Here is a 16,594-nt window from a genome sequence, read left to right on the forward strand (position 1 = left end):
CCTGTGTCCGGGTCTAGGGTTGCAGGTCGGGCCGCATCCGCCGAGCGGTCCGCCGCATGCGTCCCTCGGGCACGAGGGGCGGCGAAGGAGGAGAGGGCGCGTGGATCCGCAGTCGCTCGTGGTGCTGCTCGTGATGGGTGCCCTCGCGGGCGCGATCAACTCCGCGGTGGGCAGCGGATCCCTGCTCACGCTCCCCGTGCTCCTCGCCCTCGGGCTCGATCCCGGCACCGCCGTGCGCACCAACACCATGGGCATGGTGTTCTCGACCGTCGGCTCGTTCTTCGGCTATCGACGCGAGATCTCCGCCGAATGGCGCGACGTGCGCCCGCTCGTCGCCATCGTGGTCGTGACCGCGACCATCGGGTCCTGCCTGCTGCTGGTTTCACCGCCCGGAGCGCTCAGGGTCGTCGTCCCCATCCTCATCGTGGTCGCCCTGCTGCTCGTGGTCTTCCAGAAGCGACTGGCCACCTGGATCCCGCGGCGGGGGAGCGGAACGACCGTGGGTGCGGCGAAGGACGCACGGGCCATCGGCGACGTCCCCGCGACGCGCGTCGGGCACGGGGGCGGGGACTCGGACGCCGGCAGCAGCGCGGCCGCCTACCGCTCGCCGGGCCTCATGGTCTCCATGGGCGCCGCCTCGATGTACGGGGGGTACTTCACGGCCGCGCAGGGCATCCTCTACCTCGGCCTGCTCGGCGCCTTCACGGGCCGCTCGATGAAGAGCGTCAACGCCGTGAAGAACCTGTTCAGCCTGCTCGTGAACGTGATGGCGGCGCTCGTCTACCTCGTCGCCCACTTCGCCTTCGGCGCCGACGTGCGGTGGGAGGGCGTGATCGCGATCGCGCTCGGCGCCCTGCTCGGCGGCTACTTCGGATCCCACCTCACCAAGCGCCTTCCCGAATGGGTGCTGCGCGGCACCATCGTCGTGGTCGCGCTCCTCGCCCTCGTGCGGCAGATCCTGGGCTGAGCGGGCCGCCCCTCCTTGGCTGAGCGGGCCGCCCCGCTCCCACGACCCCCGGTGCAGGCGGAGCGTCCCGAGAATTCGTTCGACGCCCCGGCCGTTCCCTCGATACCGTCCGATCCATGGGAACTCTGCTCCGTGCGGTCCTCGCGGACCGCGCACTCACCTTCCGCGACCGCCGCGCCTGACGGCGCGCCGCCGCATGATGCGCGCCGTCCCGTCGAGAGCCCTCGCACCCGGACGCGCGACCCTCGCCTCCCCCTGCCGCCGGCACGGGTGAGATGCCGGGTGCTCCGACCCGACAGCACGGAGACCCCCATGCCACGCTCCCTCCATGGCGGACGCCATGAGCTCGGACAGAACTTCCTCGTCCACCGGCCCACTCTCGAGCAGATCGCCGCCCTCGTCCCCAGGGACGGCACGAGCGTGCTCGAGCTCGGCGCCGGTGACGGCGCCCTCACCCGTGTGCTCGCCGCACGGGGCGTGCCGCTCACGGCACTCGAGATCGACGAGCACCGCGCCCGGGCGCTGCGCCGCGGCCTGCCCGGTGTCCGCGTGATCTCCGGCGATGCGCTCGCCCATCCGCTCGAGGCGACGACGATCGTCGGCAACATCCCCTTCCACCTGACCACACCCGTCCTGCGGCGCCTGCTGCGGGAGCGCACCTGGCGTCGCGCCGTCCTGCTCACGCAATGGGAAGTGGCCCGCAAGCGCGCCGGAGTGGGCGGATCCACCCTGATGACCGTCCAGGCCGCGCCGTGGATCCACGCGGGTCTCGAGGGCCGCGTGCCCGCACGCGCCTTCCGCCCCGTGCCCTCGGTCGACGGGGGGATCCTGGTGCTCGAGCGCCGCGAGCGTCCCCTCTTCCCGCTCCGCGAGCGCGCCGACTACGAGCGCTTCGCGCGCCGTGTCTTCGCGGGCGGGGGAGGGACCCTCGAGCGGATCCTGCCGAGGGCTCTGCCTCCACGCGGAGCGTCGGGCCGACGTCGGATCGACGATGCGCTGCGGGCGGCCGGCGTCGCGCGCCGGGACCGTCCCCGGGATCTCGCGCCTCGCCAGTGGGCGCTCCTGTGGAAACGGCTCGGACGCACGTCCCGCGACTGAGCGTCCGTCCGGCGCATCCGGTCCGACGACGTGGAAGGGCCCGGATGCCGCAGCATCCGGGCCCTTCCACGGGCAGGCCGCTCCGAGGGGTGCGTTCCTCACTCATCGAGTCACAGCGCGGAGCTGATCTCCTCGACGATCGCGTTCAGCGTGGTCGAGGGCCGCATGACGCTCGCGGCCTTCGCCTCATCGGGGCGGTAGTAGCCGCCGATGTCGGCCGGCTCGCCCTGCACCGCGAGCAGCTCCGCGTCGATCGTCTCCGCCTTGGCCGCGAACTCCTGGGCGATGGGGGCGAAGGCGGAGGCGAGCTCCGCGTCGTCGGTCTGCGCGGCCAGCTCCTGCGCCCAGTACAGGGCGAGGTAGAAGTGGCTGCCGCGGTTGTCGATGGTGCCCAGCTTGCGCTGCGGGGACTTGCCGTTGTTCAGCAGGGTCTCCGTGGCGCGATCGAGGGCGTCGGCGATCACGCGGGCGCGCTCGTTGTCCTCGGTGCGCGCGAGGTGGCGCAGGGACTCGGCGAGCGCGAGGAACTCCCCGAGGGAGTCCCAGCGCAGGTAGTCCTCCTCGACGAGCTGCTGGACGTGCTTGGGGGCCGAGCCGCCCGCGCCCGTCTCGAACAGCCCGCCGCCGTTCATCAGCGGCACCACCGAGAGCATCTTGGCGCTCGTCCCGAGCTCCATGATCGGGAACAGGTCGGTGAGGTAGTCGCGCAGCACGTTGCCGGTCACGGAGATCGTGTCCTCGCCCCGGCGCACGCGCTCCAGGGTGTGCTTCGTCGCCTCGATGGGGGAGAGGATCCGGATGTCCAGGCCCTCGGTGTCCTCCTCGGCGAGGTACGCGTCGACCTTCTCGATCAGGTTGCGGTCGTGGGCGCGGGACTCGTCCAGCCAGAACACGGCGGGCATCCCGGACTCGCGCGAGCGGCGCACGGCGAGCTGCACCCAGTCGCGGATCGGGGCGTCCTTGGCCTGGCAGGCGCGGAAGACGTCCCCGGCCTCGACCTGCTGGGCCATCAGCGCCGCGCCGGAGGAGTCGCGCACCTCGACGCTGCCGTCGGCCGCGATCTCGAAGGTCTTGTCGTGGGAGCCGTACTCCTCGGCCTTCTGCGCCATCAGGCCGACGTTCGGGACGGTGCCCATGGTGGTCGGGTCGAAGGCGCCGTTCGCCTTGCAGTCCTCGATGGTCGCGGCGTAGACGCCCGCGTAGGAGGAGTCGGGGATGACGGCCAGGGTGTCCTGCTCCGCATCGTCCTTGTTCCACATGTGGCCGGAGGTGCGGATCATCGCGGGCATCGAGGCGTCGATGATGACGTCGCTGGGCACGTGCAGGTTGCTGATGCCCTTGTGCGAGTTCACCATGGCGATCGCCGGACCCTCGGCGAGGCCCTTGGTGATCTCCTCGCGCACGCCCGCGGCGACCTCGGGGTCCAGGGCGTCGGCCCCGGCGAGGATCCCGCCCAGGCCGTTGTTCGGGGACAAGCCCGCCGCGGCGAGCTGCTCGCCGTACTGCTCGAAGAGCGCGGGGAAGAAGGCGCGGACCGCGTGTCCGAAGAGGATCGGGTCGGAGACCTTCATCATCGTGGCCTTGAGGTGCACGGAGAACAGGACGCCCTGCTCCTTCGCCGCCTGGACCTGCGCCGCGAGGAATGCATCGAGGGCGCGGGCGCTCATGACGGTCGAGTCCACGACCTCGCCCTCGAGCACGGGGATCGAGGGCTTCAGCACGGTCTCCGTGCCGTCGGCGGCCACGTGCACGATCGAGAGCTCGTCGTCCTTCTCCAGGACCACGGACTGCTCGTTGGCCCGGAAGTCGTCGGACTCCATGGTCGCGACCGAGGTCTTCGACTCGGCGGACCACTCGCCCATGCGGTGGGGGTGCTTCTTCGCGAAGTTCTTCACGGCCTGGGGCGCGCGGCGGTCGGAGTTGCCCTCGCGCAGCACGGGGTTCACGGCCGAGCCCTTGACGGCGTCGTAGCGGGCGCGCACGTCCTTCTCCGCGTCGGTCGAGGGGGACTCGGGGTAGTCGGGCAGGTCGATCCCGGCGGCCTGCAGCTCGGCGATCGCGGCCTTGAGCTGCGGCACCGAGGCCGAGATGTTCGGCAGCTTGATGATGTTCGCCTCGGGCGTCTTCGCGAGCTCGCCGAGCTCCGCGAGCGCATCGGCCTCGCGCTGGTCCTCGGGCAGGAGATCGGAGAAGGCCGCGACGATGCGGCCCGCGAGCGAGATGTCCCGGGTCTCCACGTCGATCCCGGCAGTGCGCGAGAACGCCTCCAGGATCGGCAGGAACGACACGGTGGCGAGCATCGGTGCTTCGTCGGTGTGGGTGTAGATGATCCGCGACATGGTCGGTGGGGCTCCCTCGGGTCGTGGTGATGTCTCGACGTCAAGACTATCCGAGGGCGCGCGCGGCGTCCTCAGGAAGACCGGGCCGCGCGACCCCGTCCGCGACGCGACCGCGCGACCTCGCCCGGCCCGTCCCAGGCGTCGGGCCGAGGGGACCGGTGCGCGGGCGGCCTCCTAGACTTCCCCCCATGTCCTTCCTCTCCGTGACCGACCTGCGCGGGACCCGTCCCGGCCCCGCCGAGCTCGCCGCCTCCCTGCCCCGTCCCGAGGTCGACGTCGCCGCCGCGGCCGAGGCCGTCGCACCGGTCGTCGAGGACGTCGCGACGCGCGGCGCGGCCGCAGTCCTCGAGGCCTCCGAGCGCTTCGACGGGGTGCGGCCCGAGCACCTGCGCGTCCCGCCCGAGGAGATCGCTCGTGCGCTCGCCGAGCTCGACCCGTCGGTGCGCTCGGCCCTGGAGACCGCGATCGAGCGGGTGCGGGCCGTCGACGCCGCCCAGGTGCGCGAGCCCGACAGCGTCGAGGTGATCCCCGGCGGACGCGTCACCCAGCGCTGGGTGCCGGTGCGCCGCGTGGGCCTGTACGTCCCCGGCGGCCGCGCCGTGCTGCCCAGCTCCGTGGTGATGAACGCCGTGCCCGCGCAGACCGCGGGCGTCGGCACGATCGTGCTCGCCTCCCCGCCGCAGAAGGAGTGCGGCGGACTGCCGCATCCCACGATCCTCGCGGCCTGCGCCCTGCTGGGGATCGAGGAGGTGCTGGCCGTGGGCGGCGCGCAGGCGATCGCCCTGCTCGCCCACGGCGCCGACGACCTCGGCGACGGCCGCGCGCTCGAGGGCGTGGACCTCGTGACCGGCCCCGGGAACGTCTACGTCGCGGCGGCGAAGCGCCTGGTGCGCGGCATCGTCGGGATCGACGCGGAGGCCGGACCGACGGAGATCGCGATCCTCGCCGACGCCGCCGCGGAGCCCCGCCTGGTCGCCGCCGACCTCATCTCCCAGGCCGAGCACGACCCGATGGCCGCCGCCGTGCTGGTCACGGACGACGAGGCCCTCGTCGGCCGCGTCGAGGAGGAGCTGGACGTCCAGGTCCCCGCGGCCGAGCACCACGACCGGATCGCGGAGGCGCTGCGCGGACGCCAAAGCGGCGCGATCCTCGTGGACGACATCGAGCAGGGCCTCGCGGTCGTCGACGCCTACGGCGCGGAGCACCTCGAGATCCAGACGGCCGATGCGGCCGGCGTCGCCGCGCGCGTCACCAATGCCGGTGCGGTGTTCGTCGGCCCCTTCAGCCCCGTGAGCCTGGGCGACTACGCGGCCGGCTCCAACCACGTGCTCCCCACGGGCGGCACCTCGCGCTTCGCCGGGGGACTGGGCGTGCAGTCGTTCCTGCGCGGCATCCACGTCGTCGAGTACGACGAGACCGCGCTCGCCGCGTCACGGGAGGCGGCGACCACGCTCGCCCGCTCCGAGGGCCTGCCGGCCCACGGCACCGCGGTGGATGTGAGGTTCGCGCCCGGCGAGTGAGGGTCGGGGTCGCCGACGGGGGAGTGCTTCCGGCGGGGCTCGCCCCGTTTCCTCAGGAGTTGTCGGCCCTCTCGGCGACGGTCCCGCCCTCGGGGGACTTCTCGACCTCGGGCCCGGCGGTGTCTGCGGACCCGGTCTCCGCGTCGAGATCCGCCTCGTCGACGACCTCGACGACCCTGCGCTCGCCGCGGGTGAGGAAGGTCGCGACCGCGCGCCAGCCCAGCATGAGCACGCCGAGGACGATCGAGGTGACGATCACGAAGGACACCTCGGTGCCGGCCTGCATGAGGGTGCGCACGGCCATGGCGCCGACGATCGTGATCGCCCACACGAACACGCCCTGCGGCCAGATGCGGAAGGGCGCGCGCCACGTCTGGGCGGCCAGATGGCCGACGAGGAGGGCGGCCGCGAAGGGCCAGCCCACCAGCACGAGATTCTGCGTCGAGATGTCGTAGCCGTGCTGGAGCAGGCCGATCGCGACGAAGAGGACCACGGCGAGGACGTCGCCGATCAGGGCACCGAGGAAGCGAAGCACCGCGCCAGGGTACCGACCCGCGGGTGGTCGGGCGCTGGGAGCGTGGCGGGACGCACGTGAGCGCGGTCCGGGAGCGCCCGGCAGCGGAGCGCCGGACCACGCCCGACGACGGCCGGTTCCGCGCACCGGGCAGCGCGGATCCCACCAGGTCCGGACCTCTACGATGGGGGCATGCCCAGCTCGAGCCGACCCGACCCCGCCGCGCCCGGCGCCGATCCCGCAGATCCGGCCGTGCGCCCGGGCATCCCGCCGCGCCGCGAGGACCTCGCGGGCGTCGAGCCGTACGGGGCCCCGCAGATCGACGTTCCGCACCTGCTGAACGTCAACGAGAACCCCTTCGGCCCCTCCACCGCGCTCGCCGCCGATCTGGGGCACGCGGTGCAGGAGGCCTCGGGCGGCCTGAACCGCTATCCCGACCGCGAGTTCACGGCGCTGCGCGCCGATCTCGCCGACTACCTCGCCGCGGAGTCCGGGATCCCCGCGCCCGCGATCGAGGAGGTGTGGGCGGCGAACGGCTCGAACGAGGTCATGCACCAGCTGATGCTGGCCTTCGGCGGACCCGGGCGCACGGCCCTCGGCTTCACCCCGCACTACTCGATGTATCCGGAGTACGCGCGCGACAGCTTCACCCGCTGGGTCGTCGCCGCTCGCGGGCCCGCCCCGGACTTCGCGCTCGACGCAGACGACGTGCGCGAGGCGATCTCCGCGCACCGTCCGCACATCGTCGTCCTCACCAGCCCGAACAACCCGACGGGGACGGCGCTCGACCCGGAGGTCGTGCGCGCCGCCGCCGAGGCGCTGCAGCCCAGCTCGGGGATGCTCGTCGTCGACGAGGCCTACGGCGAGTTCCGGCGCGACGGCGTGCCCAGCGCCCTCGAGCTGCTCGGCGAGTTCCCGAACCTCGTGGTCACCCGCACCATGTCGAAGGCCTTCGCGCTCGCCGGCGGTCGTCTGGGCTATCTGGTCGCGGATCCGCGGATCGTCGACGCCGTGCGGGTGGTGCGCCTGCCGTACCACCTCTCGGCCGTCACCCAGGCCGTCGCCCGCACCGCCCTCGCACACCGCGAGGAGCTGCTGGGGCAGGTCGCGCGGCTGCGCTCCGAGCGCGACGCCCTCTTCGGCCACCTCGTCGAGCGCGGTCACGTCGTGGCCCCGTCCGATGCGAACTTCGTGTACTTCGAGCCGCTCCTGCACCGGGCCGCGAGCCGCCACGACGTGTGGGAGGCTCTGCTCGAGCGCGGCGTGCTCATCCGCGAGGTCGGGCCCGAGCCCTGGATGCGGGTCTCCGTCGGCGCGCCCCAGGACAACGCCGCTTTCCGCACCGCCCTCGAGGAGGCCGACCCCCGATGACCCAGATCCCCGACGAGACCCGCGCGCACCGCACCGCGAGCATCTCGCGCACCACCCGCGAGTCCAGCGTCGAGGTCTCCCTCGACCTCGACGGCACCGGCCAGGTGGACGTCTCCACCTCCGTGCCGTTCTACGACCACATGCTCACGGCGCTGGGCACCCACGCGCGCTTCGACCTCACCGTGCGCGCGAGCGGCGACACCGACATCGACGTCCACCACACGGTGGAGGACACCGCGATCGTGCTCGGCCAGTGCCTGCGCGAGGCCCTCGGCGACAAGCGCGGCATCACCCGCTTCGGCGAGGCCACGATCCCGCTCGACGAGGCGCTCGCCCACGCGGTGGTCGACGTCTCCGGCCGCCCCTACTGCGTGCACACCGGCGAGAGCGAGGCGCAGGCCCTGCACCTCATCGGCGGGCACTTCACGGGGTCGCTCACCCGGCACGTCCTGGAGTCCCTGTCCTTCCACGCGGCCATCTGCCTGCACATGCGCGTGCTCGCCGGCCGGGACCCGCACCACATCGTCGAAGCCCAGTTCAAGGCCCTCGCCCGGGCCCTGCGCGCCGCGTGCGCCCCCGATCCGCGTGTCGCCGACATACCCTCCACGAAGGGAGCACTGTGAGCACCGCAGAACCGCCCCGCCCCTCCGGCGGCGACGACGACATCGACGCCGAGTTCGCCCGCCTCACCCAGGGTCTCGACCTCGGCGACGAGGCCGAGGACGCCGCGGAGGAGTCCGCCCCCTTCACCGTCGAGGACATCATCGGCGGCGGGGACGACGAGGAGCCCGCGATCGCCGTGGTCGCCACCTCCGTCGCCTCCGCGAAGGCGCTCGCCGGCGCGATCCGCCTGGGCCGCGAGGCCCGCACCGACGGCGCCGACATCCCCGCCGGCGCCCGCGTCCACGACACGGGCATGGGCGCGATCGCCGTCGGCGCCCTCCAGGAGGACGCCGCCCACGAGCTCGCCGCCGTCACCTCGACCGCCCTGCAGCGCAATGGCGTCGTCCTGTTCTGGCGCAAGGGCGACCGCATGACCGCGACCCGCTACAAGGCGGGGGAGCGCGGGGACGACGTCTCGCCCGCGATCGTCATGGGAGCGATGGACGAGGTCGTCGAGCAGCTCATGCTCGGCGCGGCCGACGCCTCCACGCTCGGCGAGGGCTACGACCCCGCCGTCCTCACCCGCGACGAGGCGCTCGCCTGGATCGCGAAGGGGCGTAGGGGCCGATGAGCGGGAGCGAGAACAGCCCCACCCCGCCGAGCGCTTCCGCGGCGCCGCGCGTCGTCGTCCTGGACCACGGCAGCGGGAACGTCCGCTCCGCCGTGCGCGCCCTCGAGGCCGCCGGGGCGGACGTCGAGCTCACCGCCGATCGCGACAGGGCGCTCGGAGCCGACGGCCTCGTCGTCCCCGGCGTCGGCGCCTTCGCGGCGACCGCCGCGCAGATCCGCGCCGTGGGCGGTGACCGCATCATCGAGCGGCGTCTGGCCGGAGGGCTTCCTGTGCTCGGCATCTGCGTGGGCCTGCAGGTCATGTTCGCGGCCGGCACCGAGCACGGAGAGCGTGCGGCGGGCCTGAACCAGTGGCCCGGCGAGATCACCCGCCTCGAGGCCGACGTCGTCCCGCACATGGGCTGGAACACCGTCGAGGTCCCCCAGGGCAGTCGACTGTTCGCGGGCATCGAGGACGAGCGCTTCTACTTCGTCCACTCCTACGCCGCCCGCTCCTGGGAGCTCGAGTCGCAGCCGCCGATGCCCGACCCGCTGGTCACCTGGTCCGATCATGGCGGCGACCGCTTCGTCGCTGCCGTCGAGAACGGCGCGCTGACCGCCACCCAGTTCCACCCGGAGAAGTCGGGCGGGGCCGGGACGCGGCTGCTGCGCAACTGGCTCGCGGGACTGCCGCGCCTCTCGACGAGGTCGACGGACGACGCCGATGCCGGTGCCGACGCCGATGCGGGGGCCGCCTCATGATCCTCGCCTTCGTCATGCTCTTCGCCGGAGGGATGCTGCTCGGCGGCGCGTGGTCCTTCCACCGCTCCGGCAAGCCCTGGTGGCTGCGGATCCTGCTCCTCGTCCTCGGCCTCGTCTGCGTGGCCGTCTGCATCTGGCGCATCCAGACCTGACGCGCGTTCCCGCCGGCCCATCCTCTCGCCTCTCCCACCGTCCGCTCCCGGAGGACCCCATGACCAGCCCCGTTCTCGAACTCCTGCCCGCCGTCGACGTCCAGGACGGCCAGGCCGTGCGCCTCGTCCAGGGCGAGGCCGGCACCGAGACCAGCTACGGCTCGCCGCTCGAGGCCGCCCGCACCTTCGAGCAGGGCGGGGCGAGCTGGCTGCATCTCGTGGACCTCGACGCCGCCTTCGGGCGCGGCAGCAACGCGAACCTGCTCGCCGAGGTCGTCGCGGCCGTCGACCTGCAGGTCGAGCTCTCCGGCGGCATCCGCGACGACGCGAGCCTCACGGCCGCGCTCGCGACCGGCTGCCGCCGCGTGAACCTCGGCACCGCCGCGCTCGAGAACCCGGAGTGGACGGCCGAGGTCATCGCCGAGCACGGCGACCGCATCGCCGTGGGCCTCGACGTGCGCGGCTCGACGCTCGCCGCGCGCGGCTGGACCAAGGAGGGCGGCGACCTCTGGGAGGCGATCGAGCGCCTCGACGCCGCCGGCTGCGCCCGCTATGTCATCACCGACGTGACGAAGGACGGCATGATGAGCGGTCCCAACGTGGACCTGCTGCGCCGCGTGTGCGAGAGCACCGACGCGAAGGTCGTGGCCTCCGGCGGCATCTCCTCGCTCGACGACCTCGCAGCGCTGCGGACCCTCGTGCCCGAGGGCGTCGAGGGCGCGATCGTCGGCAAGGCCCTCTACGCCGGCGCGTTCACCCTGCCCGAGGCCCTCGAGGTGGCGGGACGCCCATGACGCCCGCGGGAGAGGTGCCCGAGCCGTCGAGCCGAGAGGTGCCGGACCCGGGGAGCGGAGGCGTGCCCGACCCGGAGAGCACCGTGGGCGGGCGCTCCCTGCCCGCGCACTTCCGCGAGAAGTCGCGCTTCACCGACACCGCGGGCACCAGCTGGGCGGGCCGTGACTACACCACGAGCCCCTTCCCCGAGGACGACGGCACCACCCCGCGCCCCGTCGCCGAGGCGCTCGACGCGCTGATCGCCGGGCACGACCCCTCCCGTCAGCACCTGGTCGCCGCGCTCGCCGGCAGCCGCGTGCTCGTGCCGATCATGGCCGTCGCCACCGAGGAGGGCACGACGGCCCACGGCCTGACCGGCGACAACGGGGCGGACATGGCGATGGTCTCCATCACCGCGCCCGACGGATCCCGTGTCCTCCCGGTGTTCACCTCGGTCGCCCAGCTGCAGCGCTGGCAGCAGCGCGCCCGGCCCGTCCCCACGCCCACCGCGCAGGCCGCCCAGGCGGCCGTGCAGGAGGGCATCACCCAGCTCGTGCTCAATCCCGCCGCGCAGGCGGTCGAGTGGCCGGACGGCGAGGCGGGGGGCCCGGCTGCGGCAGGTGCGGACCCCGCGGCCGACGCGTGCGGGCCGGTGCTCCTGCAGCGCTCCGTGCTGTGGGCGCTCGCGCAGGGACGAGACTGGGTGCCCCCGCACCAGGACCCCGAGGTCGCCGCCGAGCTCGCGCGCATCGCCGACACCCTGCTCGAGGTGCTCGCGCTCGAGCCGCGCCCCGGGGAGCGAGCCGAGGTGGATCTGCTGGTGCGCCTGCGTCCCGGGCTCGACGGGGCCGACGTGCAGAGGGTCGTCGGGGCGCTCGGCGAGCACCTCGGCGCCTCGATGCTCGTCGCGGACCGCGTGAGCTCGCTCAAGCTCACGCTGGGACGGTGAGCGCGCCCGGCCCGACGCCCGGACGATCGTGTCGGTCGTCCCGCCGCTGACGGATCAGCTGACGCGGCCGGTCCACTTCTCGCCCGGTGCCCGCCCCGGCTCGTCGGGGAACGGCAGGGCCTCCGCGAAGGCGAGCTGCAGGGTGCGCAGGCCGTCGCGCAGCGAGCGCGCATGCTCGTTGCCGATCTCGGGGGAGGCGGCCGTGACGAGCCCGGCGAGGGAGGCGATGAGCTTCCGTGCCTCGTCGAGATCCTGGTAGTGGCCCGTGGTCTCGTCCTCGGCGAGCCCGATCTTCACGGCGGCCGCGCTCATCAGGTGCACTGCCGCGCTCGAGATGATCTCGACGGCGGCGACGTCCGCGATGTCGCGCGCGGCGTCGGACGCGATCCCGATCTCGGCGTCCTGGTGGCTGTGCCCCGAGTGGTCGTGCGCGCCCTGACCGGAGGAGCTGCGCGCCTCCTCGAACCGGAAGGACTGCGGTACCTCGGGGGAGCCGGCAGTGCCGGGGGAGTCCGCGTCGTCGGCGGGGCTGGAGGGGGTGCCGAGGTCGGGCATGTCGTTCACAGGGTCCTTCACGAGGTCGAGGGGAGGGGCGACGCATGTCACGGGGCGCGGCGTCGTCCTGCTGGTAGCATAGGTGACCGGAACATGACGTTCCCCTGTGCAAGTGGAGCCTCTCCCACCTCGCGGCGTGCAGTCGTCGGGGTCGTGTCGCAGCCTGACGTCCGCGTCGGCAGCGCGCCCGTGCGGCGCGTGCACTCGAGGCCTCCACATCCGTGTGGGGGCCTTCGTCATGTCGTCGGACACCGAGGTGAGGAGACACCCATCAGCGAACAGCGCATCAATGGCCAGATCAGGGTCCCGAAGGTCCTGCTGGTCGGACCCAATGGCGAACAGGTCGGCACCGTGCGTGTCGAGGACGCCCTGCGGCTCGCCGCGGAGGCCGACCTCGATCTCGTCGAGGTCGCCCCGGGCGCGAATCCGCCCGTGTGCCGTCTCATGGACTATGGCAAGTACAAGTACGAAGCCAACATGAAGGCACGCGAGTCCCGCAAGAACCAGACCAATACTCTCCAGAAGGAGATTCGTATGGGTCTGAAGATCGATACCCACGACTACGAGACCAAGCGTCGCAACGTGGAGAAGTTCCTCGCCGGCGGTGACAAGGTCAAGGTCATGGTGCGCTTCCGCGGCCGCGAGCAGGCTCGTCCCGAGCGCGGCATCCAGCTGCTGGGACGGATGGCGGAGGACGTCGCCGACTTCGGCTTCGTCGAGTCGCACCCTCGCCAGGACGGTCGCACCATGGTGATGGTGCTCGGCCCGGTGAAGAAGAAGACCCAGGCCCGTGCGGAGGCGCGCAAGCGCCGCACCGACGCCGAGAAGGCCAAGGACAAGGGGAACGCCGCCGCGAACTCCGCTCCTGCCGACACCTCGGCCGCCGACGCCACCTCGGCTGCTGCCACGACGTCGGGCACCGACGCCGCGCAGGCCACTCCGGACTCCGCGCCGGAGCCCCAGTCCTGATCGCTCGCCCGCACCCCGCGTGCGGGCCCACGATCCCATTCAGAAGGAGAACAGGCTGATGCCGAAGAACAAGACCCACTCGGGCACCAAGAAGCGCGTCCGGGTGACCGGCTCCGGCAAGCTCATGCGCGAGAAGGCGAACGCTCGCCACCTGCTCGAGCACAAGAGCTCCACCCGCAAGCGCCGTCTGGGCAGCGACACGAACGTCGCGAAGTCCGACGCCAAGCGCGTGAAGAAGCTCCTGGGCCGCTGAGCCCCCTCGCGGGATTCCTGAGTTCCCGCACCATCGAACTCGAACACCAGCGAAGGAGAATCACGTGGCACGCGTGAAGCGGGCGGTCAACGCCCAGAAGAAGCGTCGGGAGATCCTCGAGCAGGCCAGCGGCTACCGCGGGCAGCGCTCGCGCCTGTACCGCAAGGCGAAGGAGCAGGTGCTCCACTCGCAGACCTACAACTACCGCGACCGCAAGGTCCGCAAGAGCGACTTCCGTCGTCTGTGGATCCAGCGCATCAACGCTGCGGCGCGCGCGAACGGCATGACCTACAACCGTCTCATCCAGGGCCTCGGGCTCGCGGGTGTCGAGGTCGACCGTCGCATGCTCGCCGAGCTCGCGGTGAATGACGCGCCGGCCTTCGCCGCGCTCGTGCAGACCGCCAAGAGTGCCCTGCCGAAGGACGTCAACGCCCCCGCGGCCTGACCCTCGACAGCCGGCTCGCACGATGAGCACCACGGAACGCCCGGACAGGTGGGCGATCACCTCCCCGAGATCAGATCGGGTGAAGAGGATCGCCGCGCTGTCCGGGCGTTCCGCACGTCGCAAGCAGGGACGGTTCCGCATCGAGGGCCCGCAGGCCGTCCGTTCGCTCCTGCAGCATTCCTCCTTCCTCGTACGGGAGCTGTACGTCACCGCCGACGGGGCCACGGCGCATCCCGACATCCTGGAGCTCGCGGACGCGCACGAGATCCGCCCCCGCGACGTCGACCCCTCGATCCTGCGTGCGATGACCCGCGGCGAGGAGGACGGCGCCGCGGCATCCATGGCTGCCCCGCAGGGCGTGCTCGCCGTCGCCGACCTCCCCTCGCCGTCGCTCCACGCGGTGCTCGACTCCCTCCCGGACGGTCCGCTCACGGCGCTCGTCCTCCACGGCGTCCAGGACCCCGGGAACGCGGGCACCTTGATCCGTGCGGCCGACGCCTCGGGGGCGCGCGCGGTGCTCGCCACGACCGGCACCGTGGACCTGTACTCCCCGAAGGTCGTCCGTTCGGCGACCGGCAGCCTCTTCCATCTGCCCGTGGTCGCCGGGATCGCCCCGGAGGACCTCTCACCCGCTCTGCACGATGCGGGCATCTCCGTGCTGGCGACCAGCGGGTACGCCGATCACGACCTCTTCACCACGGAGCTCCCCACGCGCGGGGCATGGATCATGGGCAACGAGGCCCACGGTCTGCCGCAGGAGGTGCTCGATACGGCCGACCTCGCCGTGCGGATCCCGCTCGCGGGCGACGCGGAGTCCCTCAACGTTGCGATCGCCGCGACCGTCTGCCTCTTCGAGACCCTGCGCCGACGCTGAGCGCCCGACTACGCCACGGCGCCGTGCTCCTCGAAGGGGTCGACCGTGCCGGCGATGTGGTCCGCGAACTCGGCGAGTCGTGCACTGCTGATCGGATCCAGCCCGATCATCCGCTCCACGTCGCCCTCCTTCTGATCGACCGGGAACTCGTCCGGAGCGAAGGCAGGGAGCATGAACACGGTCGCGGGCGGGGTTCGGTGCAGGTCGACGTCCCGAGACTCGTCGACGTCCCTGCGGGAGACGCCTTCCCCGCGCAGGGCGCAGCGCAGCGGGGGAGCGGCGCTCGAATAGCTGCGTCCCATCGGGGTCGTGATCCCGTAGGTGCGGGAAGGCGCCCGGGCCGGCGGCGCGTTCGGAGGTCCGGATCCGCACGGTTCGGCGTCCTCGAGAGTTCCGCTCCAGCCGGGCAGCTCCATGAGGTAGTTGCACCCTTCGCAGCGCGCGACGCCGTTCGCGACGACGGTCTCACCGCCGTCGGCGTATCGCACGACGTGGTCGATGTGCCGGGCGCGGGCGTCGCAGAACGGCGTGCGGCAGTGCTGATCGGCCATCTCCACGAAGCGCCGCTCGCTGCCGGTGAACCGCCGTCGGCTCGCATCGGCGTCCCGCAGACGCCCGGAGACAGGATCGGTGTACAGGCGGCGGATGAAGCGCGCCGGGTCGACGCGGAGCTGCTGGTCGGACGGCTCCGGATCCTTCGCGTCCCCCGACCCCTGCGGCGCCGCGAGCGCGAGCCGGCGGGCGATCGCCGCGGGCATGGCATGCCCTTCGACCCACGCGGTGTCCTCGCCGCCGGCGAGCAGCGACTCGTCGGTCATCAGCAGCTGGATCTCCACGTCGACGTCCCCGGGTCGCTCGAGTCCCGTGGCCCGTCGGAAGAGCGCATCGGCCATGTGCTGGCCCCTCGTGCCCTCCACGCCGGAGGCCCGCGCGCTGGAGGCGGCGTCGTCGAGCGCCTTGTACACCGCCACGCCCTCGACGAGAGGGAGCAGCGCGCTCACGCGCACCACCGCATCGGACACCGGTCGGATCGAGACGTGCCGCTCACCGACCTCGCGCTCGTTGCGGGCGAGCGCGGCCTGCTGGTCGACCTCGTCGGCGCGGGCCCTGGCCATCCCGCCCGCGCGGCGCGGCGAGACCTCCGGCAGGTGCTCGGCCACGGAGGCATCGACCCGTGCCCGGTCCTCGTCGTCGAGGCAGAGGACGGCCTTGGCGACCTCATCGGCCGACCAGCGCGAGATCTCGCCCCGCGCGAGCAGGCCCATCGTCCGCGGGAGCGTCTCCACGATCACCCGGTCCAGGGCCAGCTGGTTGCTCGTGCGCGCAGGCGAGGCGTGCCGGGAGAGTGCGAGCTCGTGCGAGAGCCCCTTGCCGATCGCCCCGCGCGGGATGTCGTCGTTCCTCTGCTGGGCGATGCGGGCATCGCGGAACGCGACGGAGGCGCGCATCTGCACCGCATCGGTGCGCGAGCGCAGCCGCTCGCTGACAGCGACCGCGTCAAGCAGCGCGCCCGGGAGGGACATGGTCGACGTCCCTGTGGAAGCGGAGGCATCATCGGTGAACGGGCCCTCGGACTCCGACGGGTCGGCGTCGAGCGCGGAGAGGATCCCCTCGGCGCGCTCGACGAGGCCCGCGGCGGATTCCAGGAGGGCGAGCGCGTGCGCCGCACGGGACCCGTGCTGCGGCAGGGGCGTGGCCGTGTGCGTCATCGGCGCCACCTCCCGCCCGCGTCATCGCTGGTCATCTGGGCCACCGGGCGGACAGTCGGCGGGAGCCGACGCCATCGCCTGAGGCTGTTCTTCGACTCTACGAGGACGCACCGACATTCGACGCCGCAGGA

18 protein-coding genes are annotated in these 16,594 nt (G+C 72.7%); 14 read left to right on the forward strand and 4 right to left on the reverse strand.

Going from position 1 to position 16,594, the window contains the following annotated elements:
* Positions 1–100 precede the first annotated feature (100 nt).
* Together FHG10_RS03645 and erm are read left to right on the forward strand one after the other, a co-directional pair.
* Positions 101–967, forward strand: a complete 867-nt coding sequence (locus FHG10_RS03645; RefSeq protein WP_152351934.1) for a sulfite exporter TauE/SafE family protein — start codon at positions 101–103, stop codon at positions 965–967.
* Between the two features lie 312 nt (positions 968–1,279).
* Complete coding sequence (gene erm / locus FHG10_RS03650; protein WP_152351935.1) at positions 1,280–2,065, forward strand: 23S ribosomal RNA methyltransferase Erm; 786 nt, start codon at positions 1,280–1,282, stop codon at positions 2,063–2,065.
* 110 nt (positions 2,066–2,175) lie between these two features.
* On the opposite strand, the gene FHG10_RS03655 is transcribed toward erm, so the two are convergent.
* Entirely contained in the window at positions 2,176–4,404 is a 2,229-nt protein-coding gene (locus tag FHG10_RS03655) for an NADP-dependent isocitrate dehydrogenase (protein WP_152351936.1), read from the reverse strand.
* Positions 4,405–4,592: 188 nt separating this feature from the next.
* On the opposite strand from FHG10_RS03655, the gene hisD reads away from it, so the two are divergent.
* Positions 4,593–5,924: a histidinol dehydrogenase gene (gene hisD / locus FHG10_RS03660; RefSeq protein ID WP_152351937.1), complete on the forward strand. Its 1,332-nt coding sequence runs from the start codon at positions 4,593–4,595 to the stop codon at positions 5,922–5,924.
* Positions 5,925–5,976: 52 nt separating this feature from the next.
* On the opposite strand, the gene FHG10_RS03665 is transcribed toward hisD, so the two are convergent.
* Positions 5,977–6,459, reverse strand: coding sequence for a DUF3054 domain-containing protein (locus tag FHG10_RS03665; protein WP_152351938.1), 483 nt, complete (start codon positions 6,457–6,459; stop codon positions 5,977–5,979).
* A 171-nt stretch (positions 6,460–6,630) separates the two neighbouring features.
* Here FHG10_RS03665 and FHG10_RS03670 point away from each other — a divergent pair, with 171 nt between their 5' ends.
* From FHG10_RS03670 to FHG10_RS03695, 7 genes are all read left to right on the forward strand, one after another.
* Positions 6,631–7,809: a histidinol-phosphate transaminase gene (locus FHG10_RS03670; protein ID WP_152351939.1), complete on the forward strand. Its 1,179-nt coding sequence runs from the start codon at positions 6,631–6,633 to the stop codon at positions 7,807–7,809.
* Positions 7,806–8,432, forward strand: a complete 627-nt coding sequence (hisB, locus tag FHG10_RS03675) for an imidazoleglycerol-phosphate dehydratase HisB (protein WP_152351940.1) — start codon at positions 7,806–7,808, stop codon at positions 8,430–8,432. The genes FHG10_RS03670 and hisB overlap by 4 nt, the downstream gene beginning before the upstream one ends.
* Positions 8,429–9,043, forward strand: a complete 615-nt coding sequence (locus tag FHG10_RS03680; protein WP_152351941.1) for a hypothetical protein — start codon at positions 8,429–8,431, stop codon at positions 9,041–9,043. The genes hisB and FHG10_RS03680 overlap by 4 nt, the downstream gene beginning before the upstream one ends.
* A complete protein-coding gene (gene hisH / locus FHG10_RS03685) occupies positions 9,040–9,783 on the forward strand; it encodes an imidazole glycerol phosphate synthase subunit HisH (protein WP_152351942.1) in 744 nt (247 codons plus the stop codon). The genes FHG10_RS03680 and hisH overlap by 4 nt, the downstream gene beginning before the upstream one ends.
* On the forward strand, positions 9,780–9,935 hold the full coding sequence (locus FHG10_RS17895; protein WP_193636179.1) for a hypothetical protein: 156 nt from the start codon (positions 9,780–9,782) through the stop codon (positions 9,933–9,935). The genes hisH and FHG10_RS17895 overlap by 4 nt, the downstream gene beginning before the upstream one ends.
* Positions 9,936–9,994: 59 nt before the next feature.
* Positions 9,995–10,729 carry a bifunctional 1-(5-phosphoribosyl)-5-((5-phosphoribosylamino)methylideneamino)imidazole-4-carboxamide isomerase/phosphoribosylanthranilate isomerase PriA gene (priA, locus tag FHG10_RS03690; RefSeq protein WP_152351943.1) on the forward strand — a complete coding sequence of 245 codons (735 nt, stop codon included), beginning with the start codon at positions 9,995–9,997 and terminating at the stop codon, positions 10,727–10,729.
* Positions 10,730–10,791: 62 nt separating this feature from the next.
* Complete coding sequence (locus tag FHG10_RS03695; RefSeq protein ID WP_227488006.1) at positions 10,792–11,658, forward strand: SseB family protein; 867 nt, start codon at positions 10,792–10,794, stop codon at positions 11,656–11,658.
* A 54-nt stretch (positions 11,659–11,712) separates the two neighbouring features.
* Here the strand turns inward: FHG10_RS03695 and FHG10_RS03700 are convergent, their stop codons facing one another.
* The gene (locus tag FHG10_RS03700) at positions 11,713–12,051 is read right to left on the reverse strand and encodes a DUF1844 domain-containing protein (protein WP_152352029.1); all 339 of its coding nucleotides are present in this window, start codon (positions 12,049–12,051) and stop codon (positions 11,713–11,715) included.
* Positions 12,052–12,411: 360 nt separating this feature from the next.
* On the opposite strand from FHG10_RS03700, the gene infC reads away from it, so the two are divergent.
* From infC to FHG10_RS03720, 4 genes are all read left to right on the forward strand, one after another.
* Positions 12,412–13,182 (forward strand): translation initiation factor IF-3, encoded by a 771-nt coding sequence (gene infC, locus FHG10_RS03705; RefSeq protein WP_227488018.1) that lies wholly within the window; start codon positions 12,412–12,414, stop codon positions 13,180–13,182.
* Positions 13,183–13,240: 58 nt separating this feature from the next.
* Positions 13,241–13,435, forward strand: coding sequence for a 50S ribosomal protein L35 (rpmI, locus tag FHG10_RS03710; RefSeq protein WP_152351945.1), 195 nt, complete (start codon positions 13,241–13,243; stop codon positions 13,433–13,435).
* Positions 13,436–13,499: 64 nt separating this feature from the next.
* Entirely contained in the window at positions 13,500–13,880 is a 381-nt protein-coding gene (rplT, locus tag FHG10_RS03715) for a 50S ribosomal protein L20 (RefSeq protein WP_152351946.1), read from the forward strand.
* A 22-nt stretch (positions 13,881–13,902) separates the two neighbouring features.
* Complete coding sequence (locus FHG10_RS03720; RefSeq protein ID WP_152351947.1) at positions 13,903–14,754, forward strand: TrmH family RNA methyltransferase; 852 nt, start codon at positions 13,903–13,905, stop codon at positions 14,752–14,754.
* A gap of 8 nt (positions 14,755–14,762) precedes the next feature.
* Here the strand turns inward: FHG10_RS03720 and FHG10_RS03725 are convergent, their stop codons facing one another.
* Positions 14,763–16,463: an HNH endonuclease gene (locus tag FHG10_RS03725; protein WP_152351948.1), complete on the reverse strand. Its 1,701-nt coding sequence runs from the start codon at positions 16,461–16,463 to the stop codon at positions 14,763–14,765.
* Positions 16,464–16,594 lie beyond the last annotated feature (131 nt).

Source organism: Brachybacterium subflavum (assembly GCF_009299795.1).
GTDB classification, from domain to species: Bacteria; Actinomycetota; Actinomycetes; order Actinomycetales; family Dermabacteraceae; genus Brachybacterium; species Brachybacterium subflavum.

Bases quoted from the DNA above. Each gene is read 5' to 3' on its own strand.
- FHG10_RS03670 (WP_152351939.1), top strand. From the start codon at position 6,631: ATGCCCAGCTCGAGCCGACCCGACCCCGCCGCGCCCGGCGCCGATCCC.
- hisB (WP_152351940.1), top strand. From the start codon at position 7,806: ATGACCCAGATCCCCGACGAGACCCGCGCGCACCGCACCGCGAGCATC.
- rpmI (WP_152351945.1), top strand. From the start codon at position 13,241: ATGCCGAAGAACAAGACCCACTCGGGCACCAAGAAGCGCGTCCGGGTG.
- hisH (WP_152351942.1), top strand. From the start codon at position 9,040: ATGAGCGGGAGCGAGAACAGCCCCACCCCGCCGAGCGCTTCCGCGGCG.
- hisD (WP_152351937.1), top strand. From the start codon at position 4,593: ATGTCCTTCCTCTCCGTGACCGACCTGCGCGGGACCCGTCCCGGCCCC.
- FHG10_RS03655 (WP_152351936.1), bottom strand. From the start codon at position 4,404: ATGTCGCGGATCATCTACACCCACACCGACGAAGCACCGATGCTCGCC.
- priA (WP_152351943.1), top strand. From the start codon at position 9,995: ATGACCAGCCCCGTTCTCGAACTCCTGCCCGCCGTCGACGTCCAGGAC.
- FHG10_RS03720 (WP_152351947.1), top strand. From the start codon at position 13,903: ATGAGCACCACGGAACGCCCGGACAGGTGGGCGATCACCTCCCCGAGA.
- FHG10_RS03725 (WP_152351948.1), bottom strand. From the start codon at position 16,463: ATGACGCACACGGCCACGCCCCTGCCGCAGCACGGGTCCCGTGCGGCG.
- FHG10_RS17895 (WP_193636179.1), top strand. From the start codon at position 9,780: ATGATCCTCGCCTTCGTCATGCTCTTCGCCGGAGGGATGCTGCTCGGC.
- erm (WP_152351935.1), top strand. From the start codon at position 1,280: ATGCCACGCTCCCTCCATGGCGGACGCCATGAGCTCGGACAGAACTTC.